Genomic DNA, 26,064 nt, shown 5'->3' with positions numbered 1-26,064 from the left:
CCGGGGTGGGGGTGGGGGGGGCGGGCGGGGGGGGGGGGGGGGGGGGGGGGGGGGGGGGGGGGGGCGCACTGGCCCGGGGGCGCGGGGGTTCCCGGCCCCCCCGACATCGAACGCGCCGCGCACGCCTACTGTCCCCGGTGCCACCCGGATCCCCGGCCCGGGGACGTGATCCAGGCGTTGTGCGGCGCCCGCCACCCGTACTTCGGCCGGCGGGACCGGCCGGTCAATTCGTGTCCCGCCTGCGTGACGCTGGCCTCGGCGAACGTCTACGCCTGCGGCCACCCCGGCGCCTGACCGCCGGAAGGCCGCCCCGGCAGGTTCCCCGGAGCGGCCGTTCCGTCGGCTCACGCGGGCAGCGAAGACAGCGGCACCGCGAAGACCGAGCGGCCGCAGGTCTGGTCCTTCGCCGTGCAGTCGGCCGTCGACCACTCCGACTGGGACCACACCAGGCCGGTCGACCAGTCGTAGGTCAGTGCCTCCGGGTGGACCGCCCAGCAGGCCGTCGTGCCGGTGCCGCAGGTCGCCGAGCCGCTCTTCGCCGTCGTCTGGCTCCAGAGCTGGCCGTTGGCCGTCGCCGAGCTGTGCGCCACGTACCACTTGCCGTCGTGGGACAGCACGCCCTGCATGTTGCCCACCGAGCTGCGCAGCGCCTCGGTCGCCGCCACCGTGCCCGATGACGCCGCCAGCAGGTAGTCCGTGCCCATCGGGTAGCGGTAGAGCCGGCCGTGGAGGCTCTGGTCGGAGAAGTACTCCGTCGTCACGACGCTGGCCGGGGTGGTGCTGCGGTCCAGCGACATCGAGGAGAAGCACGGCACGCCGGTGTCGGAGGCCATGCTGCAGGTGCCGCCCGCGTAGGTGTAGTAGCCGACCTGCATCATCGCGTACTTGTAGGTGTAGGCGGCGTACCCGCCCGAGGTCTTGCCGATCGCGTTCGACGTCGTGTCGGTCAGCTGCAGGATGTGCTTGGTGCTGAAGACCCGGATGGCGGTCGAGGTGCTGCCTTCGGCCGTCACGTAGATCTTGTCGCCGTACCAGGCCATTCCGCCCATGTGGGCCTGCGCCGCGGAAAAGCTGCTCCCGGTGCTGTTCGGCACGGCCAGGTACAGCATCCGGTACGACGGCTTGGCCGGGTCGTCGTAGTTGATCGCCTGGATCCGCGCGTCGTTGTAGCGGCCGAGCGCGTCGGTGCCGTGCCAGCCGGACAGGATGACCTTGTCGTCGCCCCACTTGCCGTCGTCGTCGGCGTCGCCGGAGGTCGTGATGCCCTGGGGGCTCCACGTCGTCGTCCCGGCGCGGTCGGCGTCCCAGCACATCGACTTCGTGGCCACCGGCGCCTTGGGCAGGGCGGCCTTCTCCGCGGTGGTGCAGCCGGTCATGTCGTAGCTGGTGTCGTTGACGACGGTGTTGAGGCTGACGTTCGGCAGCGCGCCGTCGAGCGCGGTCAGCGCGGCGGCCGGCGTGGCGTGCCACACCAGGTTCTGCTTGGCCGTCGTCGTCAGCGGGTCGCTGTAGGCGGCGCTGGCCGTCCCGGGCAGCGCCAGGGCGCCGGCCGCCACGGCCAGCGCGAGCAGGAGCACTTTCGGAGTTCGCATGGGAGCAGTACGCCAGCCGGCGGTCCAAAATTCGTACACCGGCTGGTCCGCCTTTTGTACCGCCGGCCACCGTGACCATCCATTGTGGATCCTGCGGCGCGCCGCCGCGCCCCCGGCTACTGCTCGAGCGCCTCGGCCAGCACCGCCCGAAGCGGCGTCGCCGGCCGTCCGAGCAGGGCTTCGAGCTCCGGCCGGGCCGCGGCGAACTCGCCGCGCCGGGCGGCCAGGAACATGCCGAGCAGCAGCTCCGCCTGCGCGGCCGGGACGCCGCGCCCGGTCAGCGTGGCCACCCACGCCTCGTCCGGGATCACCACTCGCCGCACGGGTCGCCCGGTGAGGTCGGTGAGCAGCGCGGCGACGTCCCCGAGGTCGAGGGCCACCGGCGCGGTCAGCGGCGGCGTCGGCCCGTCGAACCGGCCCTCGTCGGCGAGGATGAGCGCCGCGGCTTCGGCGAGGTCGGCGTGCGCCGTCCAGGACACCGGCCCGTCGGCCGGGGCGGCCAGTTCACCGGTCTCGAGCGCCTCGCCCAGCAGCAGCGGCACGGTGCCGGCGTAGAAACCGTTCCGGAGCGCGGTGAACGGCCCTTCGCCGGCCTGGCGCTCGGTCGCGGCGTGGTCGGCCATGGGAGCGAACAGCGAATCGGCCGCCGCGCCCTGGTGACTGGTGTAGAGGACGCGCTTGGCCCCCGCCGAGCGCGCGGCTTCGATCGCCGCGACGTGGTGCGCGACGGCCTGCTCGCCCAGCTCGTCCGTCGAAACGACGAGGACCTGCGCGGCCCCCTCGAACGCCTCGGCGAGCGAGCCGGGGTCGGCGAAGTCACCACGCCGGACGCGGACTCCCCGGGCGGCGAGGTCGGCCGCCCGGGCCGGGTCACGGACGCTGACCCCGATTTCGGCCGCCGGCACCCGCTCGAGCAGCCGTCCGACGATCCGCGAGCCGAGCTTCCCGGTTCCCCCGGTGATGACGATCATGGCGCACCCCTTTCTCGATGTTCACGCTGATACTAACCACGTTATCATCATTGATACCGAAGAGGCGTTATCGTTGAAATCAGGTGGCGCGCAGCACCGCCGCGCCGTTCACCCGGTCCGCGGCCAGGTCGGTCAGGGCCCGGTCCGCCGCGTCCAGCGCGTAGGGCACCGTGCTCACCTCCAGGTGATGGCGCCCGGCGAAGTCCAGGAACTCCCGCGCGTCCGCCCGGGTGTTCGCGGTGACGCTGCGCACCTGACGTTCCTGGAACAAGTGCCGCTGGTACTCCAGCGGCGGCACGTCGGAGAGGTGGATGCCCGCGATGGCGAGCGTCCCGCCGCGATCGAGCGCGGCCAGCGCCGGGAGCACCAGGTCACCCACGGGCGCGAACAGGATCGCCGAGTCCAGCGGCTCGGGAGGTGGCTCGGCCGCCTCCCCGGCCGACGCGGCCCCCAGCTCCAGCGCCAGCTCACGGGCGGCCGCGCTGCGCGTCAGCACGTGCACCGCGGCACCCCGCGCGATCGCCACCTGGGCGGTCAGGTGCGCGCTGCCGCCGAACCCGTAGAGGCCCAGCCGGCCGCCTTCGGGCAGTTCCGCCCGTGCGAGCGCGCGGTACCCGATCAGCCCGGCGCAGAGCAGCGGCGCCAGCTGGTCATCGGAATAGCCGCCGGGCAGCGGCAACGCGTACGCCGCCGGGACGACCGCGAACTCCGCGTAGCCGCCGTCGGCGTCCCAGCCGGTGTACCGCGACTCCGGACACAGGTTCTCGCGCCCGCCCAGGCAGTACCGGCACCGCCCGCAGGTGGCGCGCAGCCACGCGATCCCCACCCGGTCACCGGTCGCGAAGCCCGTGACGTCCGCGCCGAGCTCGACCACTTCGCCGACGACCTCGTGCCCCGGCGTCACCCCCTGCCGGTGCACCGGCAGGTCACCCTCCGCCACGTGCAGGTCCGTCCGGCACACCCCGCACACCAGCACCCGCACCAGCAGCTCCCCCACGCCCGCCCGCGGCACCGGCGCCCGCACCAGGTCCACCGGCCCGCCCGCCACCGGGCCCGGCCGCAGGACGCGCCAAGCGTGCATCGTCGTCGGCAGCGCCACCACGGATGACCTCCTCGTTCCCGGACGTCACCAGCATGGCGGCACCGCGGCGGCCGCGCGAGTGCCGGTAAGTCATTGACCCCCAACGGGATTGAGCTGTTCGTGCACATTCTTGGCTGTGGCGTAACAACATTCGGGCGTCACGCGCCATAACGGACGGCGTCCGCGCCGGTCCGGTCCCCGCCGCACGAGGAGTTCGTGATGAGTTCTCGTCGTTTCCCGATTCCGCGAAGATCAAGACGTGCACTGGCGGCGGGGGTGGTCGTGCCCCTCGCCGGTGCCCTCGCGGTGGCCGTCGCCGCCGCGGCACCGGCCGCCGCCGTGCCCGCCGGCTTCACCGACACGGTCGCCATCGGCGGCCTCACCTCGCCGACCGCCGCCGCGTTCGCCCCCGACGGGCGGGTGTTCGTCGCGGAGAAGAGCGGCCTGCTCAAGGTGTTCGACTCCCTGGCCGACCCGACGGCGACCGTGTTCGCCGACCTCCGCACGCCCACCCAGGACTTCTGGGACCGCGGCCTGCTCGGGCTGGCGGTCGACCCGGCCTTCCCCGCCCGGCCGTACGTCTACGTCTCCTACACCCTCGACGCCCTCCCGGGTGGGACCGCGCCGCAGTGGGGCGACACCTGCCCGACACCGCCGGGCGCGACCGATCAGGGCTGCGTCGTGACCGGCCGCGTCTCCCGGCTCACCATGGGCCCGGACGGAACGGCCGTCAGCGAGAAACCGCTGGTCACCGGCTGGTGCCAGCAGTTCCCCAGCCACTCGATCGGGGCGCTGGCCTTCGGGCCGGACGGCGCCCTGTACGCGGGCGGCGGCGACGGCGCCAGCTTCAACTTCGCCGACTACGGCCAGGTCGGCAATCCCTGCGCCGACCCGCCCGCGCCGGCCGGCACGAACCTCAGCCCGCCGACGGCCGAAGGCGGGGCGCTGCGGTCGCAGTCCCCGCGCCGCGCGGCCGGGCAGCCCGTGCTGCTCAACGGCGCGCTCCTGCGCATCGACCCCGACACCGGCGACGGCCTGCCCGGCAACCCGTTCGCGAGCAGCACCGACGCCAACGCCCGGCGCGTCATCGCCTACGGCTCGCGCAACCAGTTCCGGTTCGGGTTCCGGCCCGGCACGAGCGAACTGTGGGCCGGTGACGTCGGCTGGAACACCTGGGAAGAGATCAACCGCGTCCCGAACGCCGGCGACGCCGTGGCCGAGAACTTCGGCTGGCCCTGCTTCGAAGGCACCGGACGCCAGGCCGGCTACGACGGCGCGAACCTCGACCTCTGCGAGTCGCTGTACTCCGCCGGCGGCCAGACCGCGCCGTTCTACACCTACAACCACAACGCCAAGGTGGTGGCCACCGACCCGTGTCCCACCGGCGGCTCCTCGATCAGCGGGATCGCCTTCGAGTCGGGCAGCACCTACCCGGCCGACTACGCCGGTGCGCTGTTCTTCGCCGATTCCTCCCGCGGCTGCATCTGGGCGATGCAGACCGTCGCCGGCCAGCCCAGCCCCACCAAGCTGGTGCCCTTCGTGACCGGCGTCAACACGCCGGTGCAGGTGCTCACCGGCCCCGGCGGTGACCTCTTCTACGTCGCGCTGGGCAGCGGCGAACTGCGCCGGGTGAGCTACGCCGGCGGCACCAACCGGCCGCCGGTGGCCGCGGCCACCGCGACGCCGTCCAGCGGGCCGGCGCCCCTGACCGTCCAGTTCGACGGCACCGGCTCCACCGACCCGGACGCCGGCGACACCCTGGCCTATGCGTGGGACCTCGACGCGGACGGCGCCTACGACGACTCCGCGGCCCCGCGCCCCACCTGGACCTACACGACCGCGGCGACGGTCGACGCCGGGCTGCGGGTGACCGACTCCCACGGCGCGTCGGCGACCACCACGGTCCGGGTGACCGTGGGGACCCCGGCCGGGCTCGACCCGGTCCCGGTCATCGACACCCCGGCCGCCACGCTGGCCTGGTCGGTCGGGCAGACGGTGCCGTTCTCCGGCCACGCCGTCGACGCCCAGGACGGCGCGCTGCCGCCCGCGGCGCTGTCCTGGCGGCTGGCCATCCGGCACTGCGCGGCCAACGGCACCTGCCACACCCACAACGTCCAGGACTTCCCGGGCGTCGCCGCGGGGTCGTTCGTCGCGCCGGACCACGAATACCCGTCGTACCTGCAGCTGACACTGACCGCGACGGACTCGACGGGCCGCACCGGGTCCACGACGGTCGACCTCCAGCCGAAGACGGTGACGCTGAACTTCACCTCGAGCCCCAGCCAGGCGATGCTCACCGTCGGCGGGACCCAGCAGCGCACGCCGTTCTCGCGGACGGTGATCGCCGGCTCGGCCAACTCGATCAGCGCGGACAGCCCGCAGAACCTGCCTCCGCTGAACCTGAAGTACGCCTTCACCAGCTGGGCGCACGGCGGGGCGCGGACGCAGAACGTCGTCGCGCCGGCGACGGGGGCGACCTACCAGGCGAACTACCGGCTCTGCTGGCTGCTGCAGCCCTGCTGACCGGGATGGCCCGGCGTCACGCGGCGCCGGGTCATTCCCCGGGGTTCTTCGTCTTCTCGGCCTTCTTCGACTCTTTCGCGGATTCCTTCGCGGCCTTGGACGACTCCTTGGCCGCCTGCTTGGATTCCTTCGCGGCCGGGTCGTTCCCGAGGCCGTTTCCGTTGTTCCCGTTGCCGTTGTTGCCGTTCCCGTTGGCGGTGCCGTTGTTCGCGGTGCCGTTGCCGGCCGCGGCCGGCTGCCCGGAGACGGCGACGCCCGACGACTCGCCCGCAGGCTGCGCGCCCGTCGGTGCCACGCCCGGGGTGGTGGGCACGGCGCTACCCGCCGCGTCCGACGTCGGCGCGACGCCGCCCGGCGGCACTCCGGCGCGGGAGCCGGCCTGCGGCCCGGTCCGCACCGGCTGGGTCGTGGTGCCTTCGCCGCCGGACTGCGGCGGCGGGGCGTCACTCGACGTGCTCGCGCCGATCGTCACCGTGGTGACCAGCGCCGCGCCCGCGACCGCCACCTTCGCCGCGGTGGCCCACGACAGGGCGGACGCCCCCGTACCGGTGGCGCTCGCGGCGGCCCCGGAGGTGGCGAGCGAGCCGGTGGTGGACAGCCACTGCGAGACGATCGGGATGCCGAGGATGAGCGGGGCCACCGTGGCGGGCAGTTCCTGGTTGAGCTGGCGGAGCCCGTCGGCCAGCTCCCGGCAGTCCGGGCAGCGGTCGAGGTGGGCGGCGATCCGGTGCGCCTTGTGATCGGAGATGCCGTCGCGGACCCACCGGGCCAGCTGGCCGGAGACGTTCTTGCAGTTGCGCCGCCGCGCCTCGGGCACGTGCTGGTCCAGGTAGGCCTGGCGCAGGCCCTCCCGGGCGCGGTAGGCCAGCGCGGCTACTCCGTTCGGCGTCATCCCGAGGTCCTCGGCGATCCGCGCGGGCGACTCGCCGTCGATCTCGGTCCGCCACAGCACCGTGCGCCACCGCTCGGGCAGGCTCGCGAACGCGTCCGCGGCGACCGTGGCGTGCAACCGGCTGCCGACCGGCTCGTCACTCCCCGCACCCGGCAGGACGTCCGGCACCTCGGCCACCAGGGACACGGCCGAGTCGCGCCGGCGCCAGCTGATCATCGTGTTCCGGATGGTCGTCAGCAGGTACGGCCGGAAATCCTCGTCCGGTCCCTCGCCGGAGCGCAGAATCCGCAGTACGCGGGTGAATCCTTCGGCGATCAGGTCGTCGCGCTCCGCCCGGTCGGCGGCGATCGCGGCCGCCACCCGGCGGGCGGCGGGGAGGTGCCGGTCGTAGAGCTCGCCGTACGCCGCGATGTCGCCATCGCGGACCGCCGCGATCAAAGCCGCGTCGCTCGGGACGTCCGTCGTCTCGGCCACCGCCGGCGCCACTTCGGTCACCACTCCCCCTCGCCGTGCGCATGCACGTGCAGAACGTCCCGAGATAGTCGCGCAACGAGTGACACCTGCGCAAGGTTGCGGCCGCGAAAGCACTTTCTGTGAATTGGCCGTTGCCGAGCGCCCACGCCGTCGACTTGTCACATCCCTGAGCGATCCCGGGTGGGTTCCCGCCGGTTCGCGGACACGGCGTTGCCCCCGTCTTTACCGGCGAGTAAAGACAACGGCGGTGGCCGGACCGGCCACCATCCACTGTCCGATGTGGACGGTACGGGAGCCGGGAGCCGCTCGCGGACCGTCGACCACCAGAAGGGTTCACCCATGCGCAGAGCATTGCTCGTGCTGCTGACCGTGCTCCTGCCGTCCGTCCTGATCACCGGGACCGCCCACGCCGGGCCGTCCGCCGCCGCTGCCCCCACCGTCGCGGTGGTGCCCGCGAACGCCGGACGGGGCTGGCCGGTCAGCGGCGCCCAAGGCGTCCTGGACCTCGCCGCCCGCGGGTACGTCGAGGAGGAGTATCTTTTGTCCGGCCAGGCCGACACGTTCGACCAGGTGGGGCTGTGGACCGACGACGGCCGCTGGGCCACGCGCGTGGCCACCACCGGCACCCCGTACACCACCCGGATGGTCGTGGTGCGGCCGCGCGACGCCGCGCGGTTCAACGGCACGGTCGTGGTCGAATGGCTCAACGTCAGCTTCGGCGTCGACATCCCCGTGGACTTCTCGCAGTCCTACGAGCACTTCATCCGCGAGGGGTACGCCTACGTCGGCGTGACGACCCAGAAAGCCGGTGCCGACAAGCTCAAGAGCCTCGACCCGGCGCGGTACGGCGCGGTGAACCTCGGCGGTGACGCGCTTTCCTACGACGTCTTCTCGCAGGCCGCGCAGGCGGTCCGGGCGAATCCGCAGGTGCTGGGCGGCCGCACGCCGACGATCGTGCTCGGCACCGGGCACTCGCAGTCCGCGCTGCGGCTGACCACCTACGCGAACGCGATCCAGCCGGTGCGGCGCAGCTACGACGGCTTCATGATCCACGGCCGGGCCGCGCTCGCCGCTCCCATCGGCGACGGCGTCGTCGGGCCGCTGTCGGCCCGGATCCGCACCGATCTCGGCGTCCCGGTGTTCGTCCTGCAGTCGGAGACCGACGTCATCGCGTCGGCCTCGGTCCGGCAGGACACCGCGCAGGTGCGCACCTGGGAGGTCGCCGGCACCGCGCACGCCGACCAGTACGGCCTGAACCTCTACAACGCGGCCAACGCCCGGGACCGCTCGATCAACGACGGCGCCCCGACGACGTGCGACAAGCCGGTCAACAGCATGACGTTCCGCTACGCGGAGAACGCCGCGTTCCGCTACCTCGACCGCTGGGCGCGCGGCGGGGCGGCCCCGCCCACGGCGGCGCCGATCGCGATGCTGCTCAACCTCGTCATCCTGCGCGACGGCGACCAGAACGCCCTCGGCGGCGTCCGGCTGCCCGATCTCGACGTCCCGGTGGCGTCCTACTCCCCCAACAACAGCGGCGGCAACGTGCCGGGCGCGTGCCTGCTGCTGGGCACGACCACGCCGCTGACGCCGGACCGGATCCGGCAGCTGTACCCGGACCACACCACCTACGTCGCGAAGTTCACCGCGGCGGCGGACCGGGCCCTGCGGGCGGGCTACCTGCTGCCGCCCGACCGCGACGAGGCCGTGGCCCGGGCACAGGCCGCGCCGGTGCCGTAACCGTCCACAAAGGATTGTCACGGTGCACCCGCCTCGGTTCCGGGGCGGGTGCACCGTCGGATCCCTCGAAACACCGCCCCGGCACCGCCGTTCCCGCTAGCCTGGCCCTCCGATTCCGAACAGATGAGGAGGTGGCGATGCGGTTCAAGGCTTTGCGCGTCGCGGTGGCGGCGGTGGTCGCCCTGTCGCTGGCCGTGCCCGCTCAAGCCAGCCCGCGGCCCGATCGACCGGTTTCGCTGGGGGGCAAGAAGGTTCTGCTGGTCAACGACGATTCGGTGCAGGCGGCGAAGCCCGACGGGTCGGACGGGCGCGGCATCTACGTGCTCCGGCAGGCATTGTGCCGGGCCGGCGCCGACGTGGCGATCGTCGGCCCGTGGGCGTCGCAGGGCGCCAAGAGCCGGTCCACGGCCGGGTCTCCCACGGCGTCCGTGGCGCCGCCGTCGGCGGTGCCGGCCGAGTTCGCCGCCGACTGCGCGAACGCGCCGGGGCACGGGCTGGTGCTGGGCGCGTGCCAGGGCAGCGTCCCGTGCGTCCCCGGCAGCCCGGCGATCACGCCGGCGGACGTGGTCGAGCTCGCGCTGACCGGCGTCCTGCCCCGGCGGCTCGGCTGGACCACCGGCCCGGACCTGGTCGTTTCCGGGGTCAACGCGGGCCCGAACACCGACCTTTCGATCAACCTGTCCGGCACGGTCGGCGCGGCCACCGCGGCGGTCGAGCGGGGCGTGCCGACGGTGGCGGTCAGCGCCGGCACGCGCGTGGCACCCCCGCCGTCGACGGAAACGTACGCGGCCGCGGCCGACGTCGTCGTCCGGCTGCTCGCGTCACCGCGGGTGTGGTCGCTCGTGCGGGACATGGTGCTGGTGAACGTGAACCAGCCGGACGTCACGCCGGGGTCCGGGCCGTCACCGGTGCGCTGGACGTCGGTCGGCCGGGTCGCGCAGGGCTGGGTGACGTACGTGCCTTCGGGTGACGGGACGTACCAGCTGTCGTACAACCCGGTGACGCCCGCGCCCCGGTTCGAGGAGGGCAGCGACACGAAGGCCCTGTTCGACGGGTACGTGAGCGTGTCGGCGGTCGCCGTCAACCGCGGCTACACCGGCCGCCTGCCGGGCTGAGGCGGATCCGGGGGACGCGCGCCACGCGTGTCCCCCGGATCACTGGAACCTGTTCCACTCCGCCGGCAAGCTGACAAACCTGGGCCGGTCGCCGTATCTTGTCGAGAACAGTAACGTGTTCTAGTCTGGCGCCGTGGAAGGGACCCGGATGGACGAGCAGGCGATGCGGTATCCGAACCACCTCGGCCACCTGGTCGTCTCCGCCCTGAAACGCCACCGGGACAAGCCGGTCATGGTGCTGGGCGAGACCACGATGACCGGGGGCCGGACCGCCGAGCAGGTCAGCCAGTACGCCCAGGCCTTCGAGGCGCTGGGGGCAGGCACGGGCGCACCGGTCGCGCTGCTGTCGCTGAACCGGCCGGAAGTCCTGCTCATCATCGCCGCCGGCCAGCTGCAGGGCTCGCGGCGCACGGCGCTGCACCCGCTGGGGTCGCTCGACGACCACGCCTACATCCTCGCCGACGCCGGCATCACCACGCTCATCATCGACCCCGTGCCCGCCTTCGTCGACCGCGCCCTCGGCCTGCTCGACAAGGTTCCGGGCCTGACCCAGGTGCTCACCATCGGCCCGGTCCCCGAGCAGCTGGCCCACGTGGGCCAGGACCTGACGGCGGCCGCCGCGACGTTCGAGCCGCAGCCGCTCGTGCCCGCCGCGATCCCGCCGGACCAGGTCGTCTCGATCACCTACACCGGCGGGACGACCGGCAAGCCCAAGGGCGTCATGGGCACCGCGCAGGCGATGACCACGATGACGCAGATCCAGCTGGCCGAGTGGGAGTGGCCCGAGGCACCGAAGTTCCTGATCTGCACCCCGCTTTCGCACGCCGGCGCGGCGTTCTTCGCCCCGACGCTGCTCAAGGGCGGCTCGCTGATCGTGGTGCCGAAGTTCGACCCCGGCGAAACCCTGCGGATCATCGAAGAGCAGCAGATCACCGCGACCATGCTGGTGCCCACGATGCTCTACGCGCTGATGGACCACCCCGACTCGCGCACCCGCGACCTGTCTTCGCTGCAGACGGTGTACTACGGCGCGGCGTCGATCAACCCGGTGCGCCTGCGCGAGGCGATCGACCGGTTCGGGCCGATCTTCGCCCAGTACTACGGCCAGTCCGAGGCCCCGATGGCGATCAGCTACCTCGCCAAGGGCGACCACGACGACGCGCGCCTGGCCTCTTGCGGCCGCCCGTCGGCCTTCCTGCGCACCGCCCTGCTCGACGCGGACGGCGCCCCGGTGGCGCCGGGCGAGCCGGGCGAGATCTGCGTGGCAGGCCCGCTGCTCGCCGGCGGTTACTGGAACCTGCCGGAGGTGACGGCGGAGACGTTCCGCGACGGCTGGCTGCACACCGGCGACGTGGCCCGCGAAGACGAGGACGGCTTCTGGTTCATCGTCGACCGGGTCAAGGACATGATCGTCACCGGCGGGTTCAACGTGTTCCCCCGCGAGGTGGAGGACGTGGTGGCCGAACACCCGGCGGTGGCGCAGGTCGGCGTGATCGGCACCCCGGACGACAAGTGGGGCGAAGCGGTGACGGCGGTGGTGGTCCTGCGCCAGGACGCCGACCACGACCTCGAGCGCCTCACGGGCGAGATCCAGGCGGCGGTGCGGGAGCGCAAGGGCCCGGTGCACGTGCCCAAGCAGGTGATCGTGGCGGAGTCGCTGCCGATGACGGGGCTGGGCAAGCCGGACAAGAAGGCCCTGCGAGCGCAGTATCAACCGCATCGCGCCACCGTGTAGGCCGTTATACGGCGGCCTCTCGTCCTCCTCCGTTCGAGCGAAGTGACCTGCGTTGTCACGGATCGGCCCGCACTCTCGTCCCCGGGATGTGCAGCCGTCCCGGGGCCACCGGGCGGCGCCGAGCGGAAGGAACGGACATGAGGGTCGTCGTCGTCGGCGGGACCGGACTGATCGGCAGGAACCTGGTGACCCGGCTGGCCGGGCAGGGTCACGAAGCGGTCCCCGCCGCGCCCAGCACCGGGGTGAACACCCTGACCGGTGAAGGGCTGAAGGAGGCGCTCCAGGGCGCGGACGTCGTGGTGGACGTCTCGAACTCGCCGTCGTTCGCCGACGACGACGTGCTGGCCTTCTTCCGGACCTCGACCGGCCACGTCGTCGAGGCGGCGAAGGAAGCCGGCGTCGGGCACTACGTCGCCTTGTCGGTGGTGGGCACGGACCGGCAGCCGGGCGTCGGGTACTTCCGGGCCAAGGTCGCGCAGGAGGAGCTGATCACCGCGGCGGGTCTGCCGTTCTCGATCGTGCGCGCGACCCAGTTCTTCGAGTTCGCCGGCGGGATCGCCGACGGCTCCACCACCGACGGCGTCGTGCGGCTGCCCGGGGCCGGTGTGCAGCCGATGGCGGCCGCCGAGGTGTCCGCGGCCGTGGGCCGGGCCGCCACCGGGGACCCGATCGGCGGCATCACCGAGGTCGCCGGCCCCGAGGTCTTCGGGCTCGCCGAGTGGGTGCGCACCGCGCTGACCGCGCGCTCCGACCCGCGGCAGGTGGTCACCGACCCGGAGGCGCCGTACTTCGGCGCGGTGCCGGGGCCGGAAGACCTCCTGCCGGGACCGGGCGCGCGGCTCGCGGAGACCACGCTCGCCGAGTGGCTCGCCCGGGCGTGAGGCGCTACACGCCGTCGTGGTCCGGGTCGGCGTTGAGCACGATGCAACCGACATACCCGTCGCGGGCCCGGGTCACCTTCAGCAGCATGCTCGGCCGGTAGATCGAGTCATCGTCGTTGAAGGTGTCGCGGCCGGTGCGCTGCGCGTACGGCTGGGTCGCCAGCACCTGCGCGTTCAGCGCTTCGTCGAACATCAGCTGCGTGGTGAGCGTCTTCTCGTTGCCGACGTGCACCATCACGTGGACGTGGACGGTGCGGCCGCGGTACCAGCCCGGCCAGATCGTCGTGAACTCGACCATGCCGCGCTGGTTCGTGACCTGGGCGCCGCGCAGGTACCGCTTGTCGTCGGTCGGGATGAGATCGGCGTCCCCACCGCCGGGCGGGGTCCCGGTGGGCGGGGTCCCGGTGGGCGGAGTGCCGGTGGGCGGGGTCCCGGTGGGCGGGGTGCCGCCGCCACCGGACGCCGCCTCCGCGCCGGAGTACAGGCCTCCCGCGTCGCAGTGCCAGATCTCGACCACCGCGTGCGGGATCGGCTTGCACGTCTCGCTGTCCTGCACCTGCAGGGCGAGCCGCAGCTTCGTGCCCTGCTTGTCTTCGCGGATGTCACTGCGGATCTTGTCGGCGTCGAAGTAGTACGGCCCCTGCGTGGTGGACGCGGTGAGCGTGCACGTCCGCGCACCGGTGAACAGGGCGGTGAGGTCCGCGTCGGTGACCGCCTGCAGCGCGACCGTCTCGCCGGTGGACGTCGTGACCGCGCTCCGGCCGGCGCACGCCGTGACGAGTGCGCCCAAGCCGACCGAGCTCACGCCGGCGAGCAGCCGTCGCCGGCTGACCCGCTGTCCCTCGTGGTCGTCGTTTCCCATGCCTGTCCCTTCGTGGTGGGTAATGGCCGGTTGACTTCCGCCTGACCCGGCCTTGGGCCAGCGTGGCGAGGGCAGCTGTGGCAGGCCTGTGGTGAAGCTGTGCGTCGTCGAGCGGTCACGCAAGGCGAAAAGGTAAGCTGCCCGAGATAGTCAAAAAATTGAGTAGGTGAGGTGGGGCATGAGCAGCTTCCGCAAGGCCGTCGAGGCCCGCGATCCCGACGCCATGGCCGCGACACTGGCGGAGAACGTCGTGTTCCGCAGCCCGGTGGCGTTCCGGCCGTACCCCGGCAAGGCGATCACCGCCGCCATCCTGCGCGGCGTGCTCCGCGTGTTCGAGGATTTCCGGTACGTGCGCGAGCTGACCGGCGACGACGGCCGGGAGCACGCCCTCGTCTTCGAGGCCAGGATCGGGGACGTGCGGGTCGAGGGCTGCGACTTCCTCCACCTCGACGAAGCCGGCCTGATCGACGAGTTCACGGTGATGGTCCGGCCGCTGTCGGCGGCGCAGGCGCTGGCGCAGGCGATGGCGGCGCAGTTCGACCGGATCCAGCGCGAAGCAGTCAACTAGTTGAGTAGGGCACTGCGGCACGCGCTGATGGCGGCGCTGCTCGAAGGCGAGGCGTCGGGCTACGACCTGGCGAAGGGGTTCGACGCCTCGGTGGCGAACTTCTGGGCGGCCACCCCGCAGCAGCTCTACCGGGAACTCGACCGCATGGCGGCCGACGGCCTGGTGCGGGCCCGGGTGGTCCACCAGGAGCGCCGCCCGGACAAGCGGCTGTTCTCGCTGACCGAAGCCGGGTACCGGTCGCTGCACGAGTTCACGGCCCGGCCGCCCCGCCCCGGCGTGATCCGCGACGAGCTGCTGGTGCAGGTGCAGGCCGTGGACGCGGGCGACGAGACGGCGGTCCGGGGCGCGCTGGCGGAGCGGCTGGCCCGGGCGGAAGCCAAGATCGCGGGCTACGAACGGCTGCGCGCGCGCCTGCTGGACGGCCGCTTCGAAGACGACTACCTCGCCGTCGCCGAGCGGATCGGCCCGTACCTGACGCTGATGCGGGGGTTGTCGTTCGAGCGGGAGAACCTGCGCTGGTGCGAGCAGGCGCTGAAGGTGCTCGACCGGCGGGCGGCCGCGTCACCGGCTTGAGGGCTCCGGCGCGACCGGAGTTGTACGGCTCTTGTACGAGGCCGTCCGACCATGGCTGCCATGTCATTGCACCGTCGATTCACCTACGCCGCGCTCGCCGCGGGGGTGGCCGTGGGCGTGCTCGCCACCCCGTCGGCGGCCGCCGCGGCCGCACCGGCCACCCTGCCCGCCGGCCAATACACCCTGACCGCCGACTACCACCAGTTCGACGCGGTGAACAGCGCTCTGGTCTCGACGCTGGGCACCGCGGCCGTGCACACCGTGATGGAGAACGCGAACCACGACCGCACCGCGCTGCCGTCTTCGTTCTCCGTCGCCGGGCTTTCGACGGGCTTCCGGTTCGACAGCGGCGACAACTCCGACTGCGCGAACTACCCGCAGGGCATCACCACCAGCCGCGACGCCGTCGGGACGGCGAACGGCGGCAACTACGACGGGCACCAGCTCGTCGCGGTCAGCTGGTACACCAAGGACGGCTGCGACGGCGACCAGTCCCGCAGCCGGATCACCCTGGTCGACTGGGACGCCGACTACCCGAACGCCTACCGCAAGATCCTGCTGGCCGAGCCGACCGGGACCGCGGACGCACCGGACTTCAAGGACATCCCGATCCACGCCGGCGGCATGTCCTGGTACGGCGACTACCTCTACGTCGCCGACACCGGGAAGGGCATGCGCGTGTTCGACATGCGCAAGATCCTCAAGACCGACAGCGGCGGCACCGCCGACCAGATCGGCCACCAGAGCGGCAGCACGTACTACGCCCACAACTACGCCTACGTCCTGCCGCAGGTCGGCACGATCGCCTCGAAGACGACGTCGGGCACGAACCTCGCGTGGTCGTCGATCTCCCTCGACCGCGTCAGCAGGTCGATCGTGATGACCGAGTACACCTGCCCGTCCGGCTGCACCGACTACCCGAACCGGGCGCCGCGGGCGATCCGCTACCCGTTCGCTTCCACCGGCACCTTCGCCGCGACGACGACGGCGAGCCAGGCGTTGCAGCTGCCCTGGTACAAGCTCAACGGCGTGGCCTCGCACAACGGCCGCTGGTGGTTCAACTCCTCCGGTGCGAAGCAGCTGTACTACTGGAAGCCCTCGGCCGCCGCGTCGACGTTCTCCTGGGTGGGCAGCGGCGAGAGCCTCTCGTACTGGGAGGACGACACCAGCGCCGACCTGCTGTGGTCGCTGCAGGAAGGCGCGGGAAACCGCAACGTCTTCGCGGTCACCCAGGCCACCTACGGCGGTGGCTGAGCCGGCCCGCTCACCCGCGGCCCGTCCGGGACTCCTCCCGGGCGGGCCGTTTTTCCGGGTGCCCTGCCTGACCCCGCCAGGGTGTGGTTGCGCCACCCCGCCGCTGCCCATACTTGCTGCATGGAAGCCAGACGACGCCTCGGCGAGTTCCTCAAGACCCGCCGCTCCCACCTGCGGCCCGAGGACGTCGGCCTGGCCACCTACGGGGAGCGCCGCCGGGTGCCGGGCCTGCGCCGCGAAGAGCTCGCCCAGCTCGCCGGGGTGAGCGCGCCCTACTACTCGAGGCTCGAACAGGGCCAGTCGGCCAACGCTTCACCGGAGGTGCTGGACGCCCTCGCCGGCGCACTCCGGCTCGACGACACCGAACGACGGCACCTGCACGAGCTGGCCGCCGGAGCCCGCCGCCCGGCCCCGCGCCGCCGTCCGGCGCCGGAGCGCGTCACCCCGGCCCTCCGACAGCTGCTGGCCACCCTGGGCGACGTGCCGGTGGTCGTGCTCGGCCGGTTCAGCGACGTCCTGGCGTGGAACGCCGCCGGCCACGCGCTGTTCGCCGGGCACCTGGCGCCGGACGCGCCCGAGCGGCCCGGGACGCGCCCCAACATGGCGCGGCTGGTGTTCCTCGACCCGCACACCCGCGAGCTGTACGCCGACTGGCCGGCCAAGGCCCGCGCGGTGGTGGCGACCCTGCGGATGGCCTCGGGACGGCACCCGGACGACCCGCGCCCGGCCGCCCTCGTCGGCGAGCTTTCCGTCCGCAGCACGGAGTTCGCCGCGTGGTGGGCGGACCAGCGCGTCAAGGCCGGCGGCGACGCCGTCTACGAGATGCACCACCCCCTGGTGGGCGCGCTGACGGTCACGCACCAGGCGCTGCTCACCGAGCAGGAGCAGCACGTCGTCGTCGCCACCACCGAACCCGGCTCGCCGTCGCACGCGGCGATGACCCTGCTGACCCACACCACGGCCACCGCGCGCCGCACCCTGCCGACGCGCGGCTGAAAAACCGGTTCCGTCCCAAGGCACCCGCGAGGGAGGCCGGCTTCGACGTGCCCGGAAAACCCCACCGAGAAGGAAAAATGACCGAAATCAAACTCGGCGACGTCACCGTCACCCGTGTCGAAGAGCAGCACGGCCCGGTCATGCCGGCCCGGGACTTCTTCCCGGACCTGCCGGAGCGGGCGTGGCAGGAGCACCGCCACGAGCTGGAACCCGGCTTCCTCACCGCGGACGACCTGGTCCTGTCGTCGATGCAGACCTGGCTGCTGCGCAGCGAAGGCCGCACGATCCTGATCGACACCGCGGTGGGCAACGACAAGCACCGCCCGGCCGTCCCCGCCTGGGACCACCTCCGGCTGGACTACCTGGACCGGCTCCGCGAAGCCGGCGTCCGCCCGGAGGACGTCGACCTGGTCGTGCACACCCACCTGCACCTCGACCACATCGGGTGGAACACGCGCCTCGACGGCGACACGTGGGTGCCGACGTTCCCGAACGCGACGCACCTGATGCCCCGCGCGGACTTCGAGCACTGGGACCCGGCCCGCAACCCGGCCGTCGCCGGCGGCGTGAACGAACACGCCTTCGAAGACAGCATCCAGCCGGTGTACGAGGCCGGGCAGGTGCAGCTGTGGGAGGACACCCACACGATCGACGCGAACCTCCGGCTCGAAGCCGCGCCCGGCCACACCCCCGGCTCCAGCGTGGTGAAACTGGCCTCCGGTGGCGATCGCGCGCTGTTCGCCGGCGACGTCCTGCACTCACCCGTTCAGCTCGCGGAACCCGGGCACAACAGCTGCTTCTGCGAAGACCCGGTCCAGGCCCGCACCACCCGGCAGCGGCTGCTGGGCTGGGCCGCCGACGAGCACGTCCTGCTCGTGCCCGCGCACTTCGGCGGGCACAGCGCGCTGGAGGTCGAACGCCGCGGCGGCGCGTTCGCCGTCAAGGGGTGGGGTCCGTTCCCCCGGCGCTGACCGGGTGAGATCCCGATCACGTCGGCGTGGCCCGGCGCGCTCCCGGGGCCGGTGCCTGCCATCCTGTGCCGTCAAAGGCAGCGGACGAGAGGACAACCTCGTGGGCATCATCGCGTGGATCGTGCTGGGTCTCATCGCCGGGGTGATCGCGAAAGCCCTCATGCCGGGCAAGGACCCGGGCGGCTGCATCATCACGATCCTGCTGGGCATCGCGGGTGCGTTCGTCGGCGGCTGGGTGGGCAAGACGCTGTTCCACACCCAGCTCGGCACGTTCTTCGACCTGCGCACCTGGGGTCTGGCGATCCTGGGCGCCCTGATCATCCTGGCCGGCTACCGGCTCATCTTCCACCGCCGCGACTGACGCCCCGGTGGGGGCACCGGCACCGGTGCCCCCACCGCTGGGCCGCGGTCCGTCAGAATGGGGTGGCCGCGGCCACCACCAGGAAGGCGTCACCGTGCTCGCCGAACTCCCGCCCTACCGTGCCCTGCTGGTCGTCGACACCAAGGGATTCGGCAGCAACCCCGCCGCCACCCAGGCGATGGTGTCCGCCGCCATCCCCGATGTGCTCTCCCAGGCGTTCACCCGCGCGGGCCTGCGCGAAGTGTGGGAAACCGCCCTCTTCCCGCACGGCACCGGCGACGGCTACGGCCTCGGCTTCGACCCCCGCTTCCTGCCCGCCGTGGTGTCCCGGTTCTTCGACGAACTCCAAGCCGTGCTCGCCGAGCGCGACACGCGCCTGCGGGCCGCCGCCCGGTCGGTCCGGCTGCGGATGCGCGCCAGCCTGAACGTCGGCCCGATCCTCGAACCGGCGCCGGGCACCACCTCGGCCGCCGCCATCGGCAGCGCCGTGATCACCACCCACCGGCTGCTCGACGCCGCCCCGGTGCGCGCGGTGCTGGAGCGCTCGGACCCCGAGCAGACGTTCCTCGCGGTGGCGCTCTCCCAGCGGGTCTTCGAAGACGTCCTGGCCAGCGAATACGCTCAGCTACCCGCGACCAAGGTCGTCCCGGCCGACGTCCGGATCAAGGAGTACCACGGCACGGTCTACCTCTACATCCCGAACCCGAGCGGAGACCTGCTGCGCCACGGCGCCGGCGGCGACTACGCCGAAGAGCTGGCCGTGGCCAAGGCCACCATCGAGGCACCGGCGCCGGGCAGCATCACGAACGTCATGAGCGGCACCCAGCACGGCACCGCGATCCAAGTCGGCCAGGTGCACGGCAACCTCAACCACGGCTAGTTCTGCAACGGCACCAGTTCCGCCTGGAACTTCTCCAGGAAGCCGTCGAAATCGGCGTGGCCGGGCCGGAGCACGAACTTCGACAGCCCGGCTTCGATGTACTGCTCCACCAGCCGCCGGGCCTCCGGCCAGCTGGTCGCCACCAGGTCCGTCACCGGCACGCCGGGGCTGCGGCGTTCCGCCACCGCCGCGAGTTCGCCGGGGATCCCCCGGTCCGCCACGACCAGGCTGAGGCCGAAGTGGTCCTCCTCGATCTCGCGCCCCGCCTCCGCCGCGGCCCGCTGGATGGCGATGCGGGCGTCGCGCGCCTGCGACGGCGTGTGGAAACTGCCCAGCCAGCCGTCCGCGAGGCGGCCCGTCCGGCGCAGGGCCTCAGGGGCCGCACCGCCCAGCCAGACGTCCAGGCGGTTGGCCGGGCGCGGGCCGAGATCGACGTCGTCGACCTGGAAGAACTCGCCGTCGAACGAGACTTCGTCCTCCTCCAGCAGCCGGCGCAGCAGCACGAGCGACTCGTCGAACACCGCGGCGCGGCGGCCCGGCGGCACCGGGAACAGGGCGGTTTCCGCGGCGCGGGCGGGGCGAAGGCCGAACACCGGCAGGACCCGCTTCGGCGCGAGCCCGGCCAGCGTGCGCAGCTGCTTGGCGACCAGCACCGGGTGCCGGCCCGGCAGGATCGCGACGCCGGTGCCGACCTTCAGCTTCGCCGTCCGCGCCAGCGCGTGCGCCATGCCGATCATCGGGTCGACCTCGGGCGAATACACCAGCTCGGACAGCCACAGCGAGTCGACGCCGGCGTCCTCCAGCCGCTCAGCCAGCCCGGCGAACTCCGCCGGCCCGGTGCCGGCCGCGGGGGCGACGCCCAACCTGATCTTCAGCACGGTTCCTCCCGGAAGGCTCTCCGGGAGCAACGCGCGGCGCGGCCGGGAATTCCTCAGGCGGTCGCGTCGATGACCCGGGTCAGCACGCCGTGCAGGGCTTCCAGCTCGGAGACGTCCATGCCGAGGGTCTCGACCACCTTGTACGGGATCTTCTCCGCCTCGGCCCGCAGCGCGCGGCCGGTCTCGGTCAGCTCGACCGTCAGCCGGCGTTCGTCCGAGCGGCTGCGGGTGCGCGTCACGTACCCGAGCGCCTCCAGCCGCTTGAGCAGCGGCGACAGCGTCGCGGGCTCGTGCCGCAGAGCCGCGCCGAGGTCCTTCACCGAACGCGGCGACCGCTCCCACAGCGCGAGCATCACCAGGTATTGGGGATGGGTCAGGCCGTACGGCTCGAGCAGCGGCCGGTAGATCGCGATCACGCTGCGCGAAGCCACCGACAGCGCGAAGCACACCTGCCGGTCCAGCTTCAGGGGGTCCTCACCCAGGTCGATCATGTCCCGATCCTACTGTGTCGTCGATCGCGCTAATGGTTAGTGCGCTAAGCATTAGCGTACTCTGGAAGCCATGGAACGACCGAGTGTGCTCCGCTGGTTCGGTTATGCCGTCGGTGTGCGGCTCCCCGCGCGCTACAACGACTGGGCGTTGCACGATGCGACGTCGAAGCACTGGCGAGCCCGGTTCGTGCTCCAGCGGTCGATCGGCATCGTGCCGCTCTGCACGGTGTGGCTGCTGCTGCCCGGCTCGATCTGGCTGCGCCTCTCGCTGGTCCTGATGGCCGCCCTGGTCGCGTACTTCTACTCGTGCGCGTACATGGAGGAGAGCATCGAGCACCGGCTCGGCCGGCAGGGCTTCCCGCACCACACCGGACGCCGCCTGCGCGCCGAGGCCGCCGAAGCGAAGAACGCCGAGGCGACCGCGCGCTACCTCGCGCGTTACCGGACGCCGTCGGAGGGTTAGGCACAGTTACAGTCGGGGCACGATGAGACGCAAGCTCCGCCCGCCGATCCCGCCCCGCCACGGGCTGGACCCCGCCCGGCTGAAACTGCCCGACGGCGAGTGGCCGACCCTGCTGGCGCACCTCGTCGACCGGCTGCCGCGCGTGGCACCGGACCGCATCGAGGAGATGCTGCGCGAGGAGCGCATCCACGGCACCGACGGCCCGCTCGGCGTCGACACACCCTACGCGCCCGGCTCGTTCATCTGGTTCCACCGCGACCTGCCCGACGAGGTGCCGGTGCCCTTCGCGATCGACGTCGTGCACCGCGACGAGCACCTGCTCGTCGTCGACAAGCCGCACTTCCTGGCGACCATCCCGCGCGGGCAGCACATCCTGGAGACGGCGCTCGTGCGGCTGCGCCGCGAGCTCGACCTGCCGCAGCTGTCCCCCGCGCACCGCCTGGACCGCGTCACCGCGGGACTGGTGATGTTCGTGATCACGCCGGAGTCGCGCGGCAAGTACCAGACGCTGTTCCGCGACCGCCGGGTGCACAAGGAGTACGAGGCGATCGCGCCGCACGACCCGGCACTGACCCTGCCGAGGACCGTCCGGAGCCGGATCGTCAAGGAACGCGGGGTGCTCGCCGCCCAGGAGGTGCCGGGCGAACCGAACGCCGAGACCTACGTCGACCTGCTCGAGCACCGGGCCGGGCTCGGCCGGTACCGGCTGGTCCCGGCCACCGGCCGGACCCACCAGCTGCGCCTGCACCTGAGCGGCCTCGGCGTCCCGATCCTCGGCGACGACTTCTACCCGCAGCTGCGCGAGAAACCCTTGGGCGACTTCACGAAACCCCTGCAGCTGCTGGCCAAGGTCCTCGACTTCGACGACCCGCTGACCGGCGCGCACCGCCGCTTCACCAGCGCGCGCCGGCTGTCCGCGTGGGACGATCCCGAGGCCTGGGCGGCGCCGCCCGCGTGAACTTCGCCGGACGCCGGCGGACAGCCTGGTGGTTGGATGTCGGCGTGGAACCCGAGAGATCATCCGAGCGGCTGGTGTTCTTCACCGACGCCGTGGTCGCGATCGCCCTGACGTTGCTGGTCCTGCCGCTCACGGAGCTGGTGCCGGAGCTGGTCGCGGAGCACGCGCCCGCGAGCGAGGCGGTGACCCGGAACTGGGCGAAGATCTTCAGCTTCGTGCTCAGCTTCGCCGTCATCGGCCGGTCCTGGTTCATCCACCACCGCACCTTCGAGCACGTGCGCGCCTACAGCAGCCCGCTCGTGGTCGTCAACCTCTGCTGGCTGCTGACCATCGCGCTGCTGCCGTTCCCCACCCAGCTCATCGGCGCCTACCCGCCGGACCGCTTCACCGCGGTGTTCTACCTGGGCACCCTGCTGGCGAGCAGCCTGTGCCACACGGCGCTGGCCCTGATCGTCCGGCGTGACCCGCGGGTCCGCGCGGGCACCGAGCCGGTGTCCGGCGAGTCGGTGGGCACTTTCGTGCTGAGCACGGTCGTCTTCGCGCTCGCGGTGGTCGTGGCGTTCATCAAGCCCGGCCTCGGCTACTACGTGCTGCTGTTGCTGTTCTTCCCGGCCATGATCAGCCGCTGGGCGCAGCGCCGGCGTCCGCAGCCGGCCCAGGAGAACCGGCGGCGCGCAAGGTGACCCGTGCGCGCCGCCCTCTCCGTCCTACTTGTGCCAGAACCGGATCCCGCTCCACTCCACCGTGATCGGCCCCTTGCCGCTCGCGGTGCGGTAGCTGCCGAACTTGTCGTAGTAGCTGCCGCTCGGGCTGGACACCGAGTCCTTCTGCGAGCCGTTGATGTAGACCTTGTGCGTGCTGCCGACCTGGTTGATCGTGTTCACCCGGACGCTCGTGCCCACGGTCGCGCCGGTGGCGATGGTCTCCCCGCCGTGCACCGCGTAGAGCCGGCCGCCCTTCTCCACCGCCAGCAGGAAGAACGGGCCGGCGCTGGAGCCGTCCCGGAACGTCTGCTTCAGGCTGATCCGGCTGCCGCCCATGCTGGTGATCTTGAACGACCCCTCGAACTGGTGGGTGCCGCCGGTGTAGGTGGTGTAGCGGCGTTCCGCGCGCTGGTCACCGCTGCCGGTCGAGCAGGTGAGCTTGAAGGTCAGCCCGGAGATGTCGCCGCACCCCCGCTCCTGCTCCGAGTAGCCCGGCGAGTCCGAGACCCACGGACCCGTCCCGACCTGGGCGTCCGCCGCCGGGGCGAACACCGCGAGCCCCGTCACGACCGCCGCGAGCACGCCCGCACCGTGAAGTCTGCGCACCGTCAACCTCCTGTGTCACTCGAGGCGGCGGTCACCGACGACAGGTTCAGACCTTTGTTCGGCGTGGACCTGACTGTACGAGCCCGGGCCGCGGTGGGCAAGACCCGCCTTCCCCGCGGCGCGGTACGTCGGAAGTTTTCGCCAGGGCCGGTGTCGAATCCGGCTTTCCCCGTTCGACAGACTTGCAGAAGCCGGACCGACCACCGAGGAGCACCCCATGCGCACCCTGATCTCCAGCTCGTTCGTTTCGCTCGACGGCGTCGTCGAAGCCCCCGGCGGGGAGCCGGGCTACCGCAACGCGGGCTGGACTTTCAAGGACATCGAGTTCGACCCGGCCGCCTACGCGATCAAGGGCAGCGAGCAGGAAGAAGCCACGGCCATGCTGCTGGGCCGCGTCAGCTACGAGGCGTTCGCGCCGGTCTGGCCGGGCATGACCGAGGAGTTCGCCGGGTACAACGCGATGCCGAAGTACGTCGTGTCGACCACCTTGAAGAACGACGACCTGGTGGACAACTGGGGCGAGACGACGATCCTGCGTTCGCTGGACGAGGTCGCGGCCCTGAAGGAGACCGAGGGCGGCCCGATCATCGTCGCCGGCAGCGCCACCCTCAACCGCGCTCTGGCCGACGCCGGCCTGATCGACCGCTACCACCTGCTGGTCTTCCCCGTCCTGCTCGGCGCGGGCAAGCGGCTGTTCAGCGAGACCGACAAGGACAAGCAGAACCTGAAGCTCGTCGAGAGCGAGGCCTACGGCAACGGCGTCCAGAAGCTGGTCTACGACGTCACGCACTGACGGGTCCGGGGGTCCGGCCGGGCGGCGCGACCCAAAGTAGAACATCTGTTCGAACATCGTGTACGGTCGGACCCATGACGACCCCGGCCCTGCAGGCATCGCTGTTCGGCGAATCCGGCCCCGTCACGCTGCACGACCTGGCGCCGCGCCGGACCGAGCTCGGCTCCGGCGCATGGGTCGACGTGCAGCCGGGCTGGCTCGCCGGCGCCGACGAGGTGTTCGCCGACCTCGTCACCGGCGTCCCGTGGCAGGCGGAGCGGCGCCGGATGTACGACCGCTTCGTCGACGTCCCGCGGCTGCTGTGCTTCTACCGCGAAGCGGCGCCTCTCCCCCACCCCGTGCTGGCGGCGGCCCGCACCGCGCTGAGCGAGCACTACGCCGGCGAACTCGGCGAGCCGTTCCGCACCGCGGGCCTGTGCTACTACCGCGACGGCCGGGACAGCGTCGCCTGGCACGGCGACACGATCGGCCGCGGCAGCACCGAGGACACGATGGTCGCGATCCTCTCGGTCGGCGCGGCCCGCCAGCTGGCCCTGCGCCCCCGCGGCGGCGGCGAGTCACACCGCTACGCGCTCGGCCACGGCGACTTGATCGTGATGGGCGGCTCGTGCCAGCGCACCTGGGAACACGCGATCCCGAAGACGAACCGGGCGGCCGGGCCGCGGATCAGCATCCAGTTCCGGCCGCGGGGAGTGCGGTGAAAATCCACAAAGGATGGACGCCGCGCCCCCGTACGATGGCGGGGTGTTCACGCTCGCGGAACCCCCGCTGTTCACCCGGCTGCGGCCGGCCCGCCGGGTCCTGATCGCCGGCGCGGGCGGCGGGTTCGACGTCTACGCCGGTCTCCCGCTCGCCTTCGCCCTGCGCGCCCAGGGCAAGGAAGTCCACTTTGCCAACCTGGCGTTCAGCGACCTGAACCGGCTGGAGCTGGACGACTGGGTCGCGCCGGACGTCGCACGGGTGCGGCCCGGCAGCGCGGGCGACGACGGCTACTTCCCCGAACGCACCCTCGCCCGGTGGCTGGGCACCCGGGGGTGGCCGCCGGTCGTCCACGCCTTCCCCCGCGTCGGCGCCCGGCCGCTGCGGGCGGCCTACGAAGCCCTCGTCGCGCAGCTGGCGGTCGACGCGGTGGTGCTCGTCGACGGAGGCACGGACATCCTGCTGCGCGGGGACGAGTCCGGGCTCGGCACCCCGGAAGAGGACATGGCCAGCCTCGCCGCGGTGGCCGCGCTCGAGGGCGTCGACCGCATCGTCGCCAGCCTCGGCTTCGGCATCGACGCCTTCCACGGCGTCTGCCACGCGCACGTGCTGGAGAACCTCGCCGCCCTCGACCGGGAGGGCGGGTACCTGGGCGCGCTCTCGATCCCGTCGGCGTCCCCGGAAGCGGCGGCCTACCTGGACGCCGTCGCCGACGCGAACCGCGCGACCCCGGACCGGCCGAGCATCGTCCAGGGGCAGATCGCCGCCGCGCTGCGGGGCGAGTTCGGGAACGTGCACGGGACGACCCGCACCGCGGGCAGCGAGCTGTTCGTCAACCCGTTGATGGGGGTCTACTTCGCCGCGGACCTGGTGACCCTCGCCGCCGGGGTCGGCTACCTCGGCGAGCTCGCCGGGACGAGCACCGCCATGGACGTCGCCCTGGTCATCGAGGCGCACCGCGACCGCGTCACGCGCCGGCCGCGGCGGGCCATCCCGCACTGAA

General features: G+C 72.4%; 27 protein-coding genes. 19 read left to right on the top strand and 8 right to left on the bottom strand.

What is annotated here, in order from left to right; all coding sequences use genetic code 11:
- Positions 1-165 precede the first annotated feature (165 nt).
- A complete protein-coding gene (locus ISP_RS18370; protein WP_265049907.1) occupies positions 166-294 on the top strand; it encodes a hypothetical protein in 129 nt (42 codons plus the stop codon).
- Positions 295-344: 50 nt separating this feature from the next.
- Here the strand turns inward: ISP_RS18370 and ISP_RS18365 are convergent, their stop codons facing one another.
- From ISP_RS18365 to ISP_RS18355, 3 genes are all read right to left on the bottom strand, one after another.
- Positions 345-1,592, bottom strand: coding sequence for a hypothetical protein (locus ISP_RS18365; RefSeq protein WP_230468821.1), 1,248 nt, complete (start codon positions 1,590-1,592; stop codon positions 345-347).
- 116 nt (positions 1,593-1,708) lie between these two features.
- Complete coding sequence (locus tag ISP_RS18360) at positions 1,709-2,563, bottom strand: NmrA family NAD(P)-binding protein (protein WP_013225309.1); 855 nt, start codon at positions 2,561-2,563, stop codon at positions 1,709-1,711.
- 79 nt (positions 2,564-2,642) lie between these two features.
- Entirely contained in the window at positions 2,643-3,644 is a 1,002-nt protein-coding gene (locus ISP_RS18355) for a zinc-binding alcohol dehydrogenase family protein (RefSeq protein WP_165476103.1), read from the bottom strand.
- A 219-nt stretch (positions 3,645-3,863) separates the two neighbouring features.
- On the opposite strand from ISP_RS18355, the gene ISP_RS18350 reads away from it, so the two are divergent.
- A complete protein-coding gene (locus tag ISP_RS18350; RefSeq protein WP_230468820.1) occupies positions 3,864-6,167 on the top strand; it encodes a PQQ-dependent sugar dehydrogenase in 2,304 nt (767 codons plus the stop codon).
- 31 nt (positions 6,168-6,198) lie between these two features.
- Here ISP_RS18350 and ISP_RS18345 read toward each other — a convergent pair whose 3' ends face one another.
- Positions 6,199-7,554, bottom strand: coding sequence for a sigma-70 family RNA polymerase sigma factor (locus tag ISP_RS18345; RefSeq protein ID WP_230468819.1), 1,356 nt, complete (start codon positions 7,552-7,554; stop codon positions 6,199-6,201).
- A gap of 318 nt (positions 7,555-7,872) precedes the next feature.
- On the opposite strand from ISP_RS18345, the gene ISP_RS18340 reads away from it, so the two are divergent.
- The 4 genes from ISP_RS18340 to ISP_RS18325 all read left to right on the top strand — a co-directional run bounded on the left by ISP_RS18340 (position 7,873) and on the right by ISP_RS18325 (position 13,004).
- Positions 7,873-9,273, top strand: coding sequence for an alpha/beta hydrolase domain-containing protein (locus ISP_RS18340; RefSeq protein WP_176742093.1), 1,401 nt, complete (start codon positions 7,873-7,875; stop codon positions 9,271-9,273).
- A gap of 137 nt (positions 9,274-9,410) precedes the next feature.
- A complete protein-coding gene (surE, locus tag ISP_RS18335) occupies positions 9,411-10,388 on the top strand; it encodes a 5'/3'-nucleotidase SurE (RefSeq protein ID WP_013225304.1) in 978 nt (325 codons plus the stop codon).
- Between the two features lie 133 nt (positions 10,389-10,521).
- Positions 10,522-12,123, top strand: coding sequence for a fatty-acid--CoA ligase FadD8 (fadD8, locus tag ISP_RS18330; protein ID WP_230468818.1), 1,602 nt, complete (start codon positions 10,522-10,524; stop codon positions 12,121-12,123).
- 137 nt (positions 12,124-12,260) lie between these two features.
- Positions 12,261-13,004, top strand: a complete 744-nt coding sequence (locus ISP_RS18325; protein WP_013225302.1) for an SDR family oxidoreductase — start codon at positions 12,261-12,263, stop codon at positions 13,002-13,004.
- Between the two features lie 4 nt (positions 13,005-13,008).
- On the opposite strand, the gene ISP_RS18320 is transcribed toward ISP_RS18325, so the two are convergent.
- Positions 13,009-13,866, bottom strand: coding sequence for a dioxygenase family protein (locus ISP_RS18320; RefSeq protein ID WP_013225301.1), 858 nt, complete (start codon positions 13,864-13,866; stop codon positions 13,009-13,011).
- A gap of 178 nt (positions 13,867-14,044) precedes the next feature.
- Here ISP_RS18320 and ISP_RS18315 point away from each other — a divergent pair, with 178 nt between their 5' ends.
- From ISP_RS18315 to ISP_RS18285, 7 genes are all read left to right on the top strand, one after another.
- Positions 14,045-14,434: a nuclear transport factor 2 family protein gene (locus ISP_RS18315; protein ID WP_013225300.1), complete on the top strand. Its 390-nt coding sequence runs from the start codon at positions 14,045-14,047 to the stop codon at positions 14,432-14,434.
- 27 nt (positions 14,435-14,461) lie between these two features.
- On the top strand, positions 14,462-15,007 hold the full coding sequence (locus tag ISP_RS18310; RefSeq protein WP_013225299.1) for a PadR family transcriptional regulator: 546 nt from the start codon (positions 14,462-14,464) through the stop codon (positions 15,005-15,007).
- A 60-nt stretch (positions 15,008-15,067) separates the two neighbouring features.
- A complete protein-coding gene (locus tag ISP_RS18305; RefSeq protein WP_013225298.1) occupies positions 15,068-16,261 on the top strand; it encodes a hypothetical protein in 1,194 nt (397 codons plus the stop codon).
- Between the two features lie 120 nt (positions 16,262-16,381).
- Positions 16,382-17,257, top strand: coding sequence for a helix-turn-helix domain-containing protein (locus ISP_RS18300; protein WP_013225297.1), 876 nt, complete (start codon positions 16,382-16,384; stop codon positions 17,255-17,257).
- A gap of 77 nt (positions 17,258-17,334) precedes the next feature.
- Positions 17,335-18,228, top strand: coding sequence for an MBL fold metallo-hydrolase (locus ISP_RS18295; protein WP_013225296.1), 894 nt, complete (start codon positions 17,335-17,337; stop codon positions 18,226-18,228).
- 100 nt (positions 18,229-18,328) lie between these two features.
- Positions 18,329-18,589, top strand: coding sequence for a GlsB/YeaQ/YmgE family stress response membrane protein (locus ISP_RS18290; protein ID WP_013225295.1), 261 nt, complete (start codon positions 18,329-18,331; stop codon positions 18,587-18,589).
- Positions 18,590-18,683: 94 nt separating this feature from the next.
- Positions 18,684-19,469, top strand: a complete 786-nt coding sequence (locus ISP_RS18285) for a hypothetical protein (protein ID WP_013225294.1) — start codon at positions 18,684-18,686, stop codon at positions 19,467-19,469.
- Here the strand turns inward: ISP_RS18285 and ISP_RS18280 are convergent.
- Together ISP_RS18280 and ISP_RS18275 are read right to left on the bottom strand one after the other, a co-directional pair.
- Entirely contained in the window at positions 19,466-20,347 is an 882-nt protein-coding gene (locus ISP_RS18280; protein ID WP_013225293.1) for a TIGR03854 family LLM class F420-dependent oxidoreductase, read from the bottom strand. The genes ISP_RS18285 and ISP_RS18280 overlap by 4 nt on opposite strands.
- 53 nt (positions 20,348-20,400) lie before the next feature.
- A complete protein-coding gene (locus tag ISP_RS18275) occupies positions 20,401-20,838 on the bottom strand; it encodes a MarR family winged helix-turn-helix transcriptional regulator (RefSeq protein WP_013225292.1) in 438 nt (145 codons plus the stop codon).
- Positions 20,839-20,923: 85 nt separating this feature from the next.
- Here ISP_RS18275 and ISP_RS18270 point away from each other — a divergent pair, with 85 nt between their 5' ends.
- Genes ISP_RS18270 through ISP_RS18260 form a run of 3 tightly spaced genes read left to right on the top strand, consistent with a single transcriptional unit; the run spans position 20,924 to position 22,942 of the window.
- Entirely contained in the window at positions 20,924-21,301 is a 378-nt protein-coding gene (locus ISP_RS18270; RefSeq protein WP_013225291.1) for a DUF5313 domain-containing protein, read from the top strand.
- A gap of 22 nt (positions 21,302-21,323) precedes the next feature.
- Positions 21,324-22,259, top strand: coding sequence for an RluA family pseudouridine synthase (locus tag ISP_RS18265; RefSeq protein ID WP_013225290.1), 936 nt, complete (start codon positions 21,324-21,326; stop codon positions 22,257-22,259).
- Positions 22,260-22,303: 44 nt separating this feature from the next.
- Complete coding sequence (locus tag ISP_RS18260; protein WP_013225289.1) at positions 22,304-22,942, top strand: TMEM175 family protein; 639 nt, start codon at positions 22,304-22,306, stop codon at positions 22,940-22,942.
- A 24-nt stretch (positions 22,943-22,966) separates the two neighbouring features.
- Here ISP_RS18260 and ISP_RS18255 read toward each other — a convergent pair whose 3' ends face one another.
- Positions 22,967-23,545: a hypothetical protein gene (locus ISP_RS18255; protein WP_014466964.1), complete on the bottom strand. Its 579-nt coding sequence runs from the start codon at positions 23,543-23,545 to the stop codon at positions 22,967-22,969.
- Positions 23,546-23,786: 241 nt separating this feature from the next.
- Between ISP_RS18255 and ISP_RS18250 the strand changes: the two genes are divergently transcribed.
- The 3 genes from ISP_RS18250 (at position 23,787) to ISP_RS18240 (ending at position 26,063) form a co-directional block, all read left to right on the top strand.
- Complete coding sequence (locus ISP_RS18250; protein ID WP_013225287.1) at positions 23,787-24,362, top strand: dihydrofolate reductase family protein; 576 nt, start codon at positions 23,787-23,789, stop codon at positions 24,360-24,362.
- 74 nt (positions 24,363-24,436) lie between these two features.
- On the top strand, positions 24,437-25,063 hold the full coding sequence (locus tag ISP_RS18245) for an alpha-ketoglutarate-dependent dioxygenase AlkB (RefSeq protein ID WP_013225286.1): 627 nt from the start codon (positions 24,437-24,439) through the stop codon (positions 25,061-25,063).
- 43 nt (positions 25,064-25,106) lie between these two features.
- Complete coding sequence (locus ISP_RS18240; RefSeq protein WP_230468817.1) at positions 25,107-26,063, top strand: DUF1152 domain-containing protein; 957 nt, start codon at positions 25,107-25,109, stop codon at positions 26,061-26,063.
- Position 26,064 lies beyond the last annotated feature (1 nt).

This window comes from Amycolatopsis mediterranei, from assembly GCF_026017845.1.
Lineage (GTDB): Bacteria > Actinomycetota > Actinomycetes > Mycobacteriales > Pseudonocardiaceae > Amycolatopsis > Amycolatopsis mediterranei.
The sequence above is the reverse complement of the archived record's forward strand: the minus strand, read 5'-3'. Positions and strand labels throughout refer to the sequence as shown.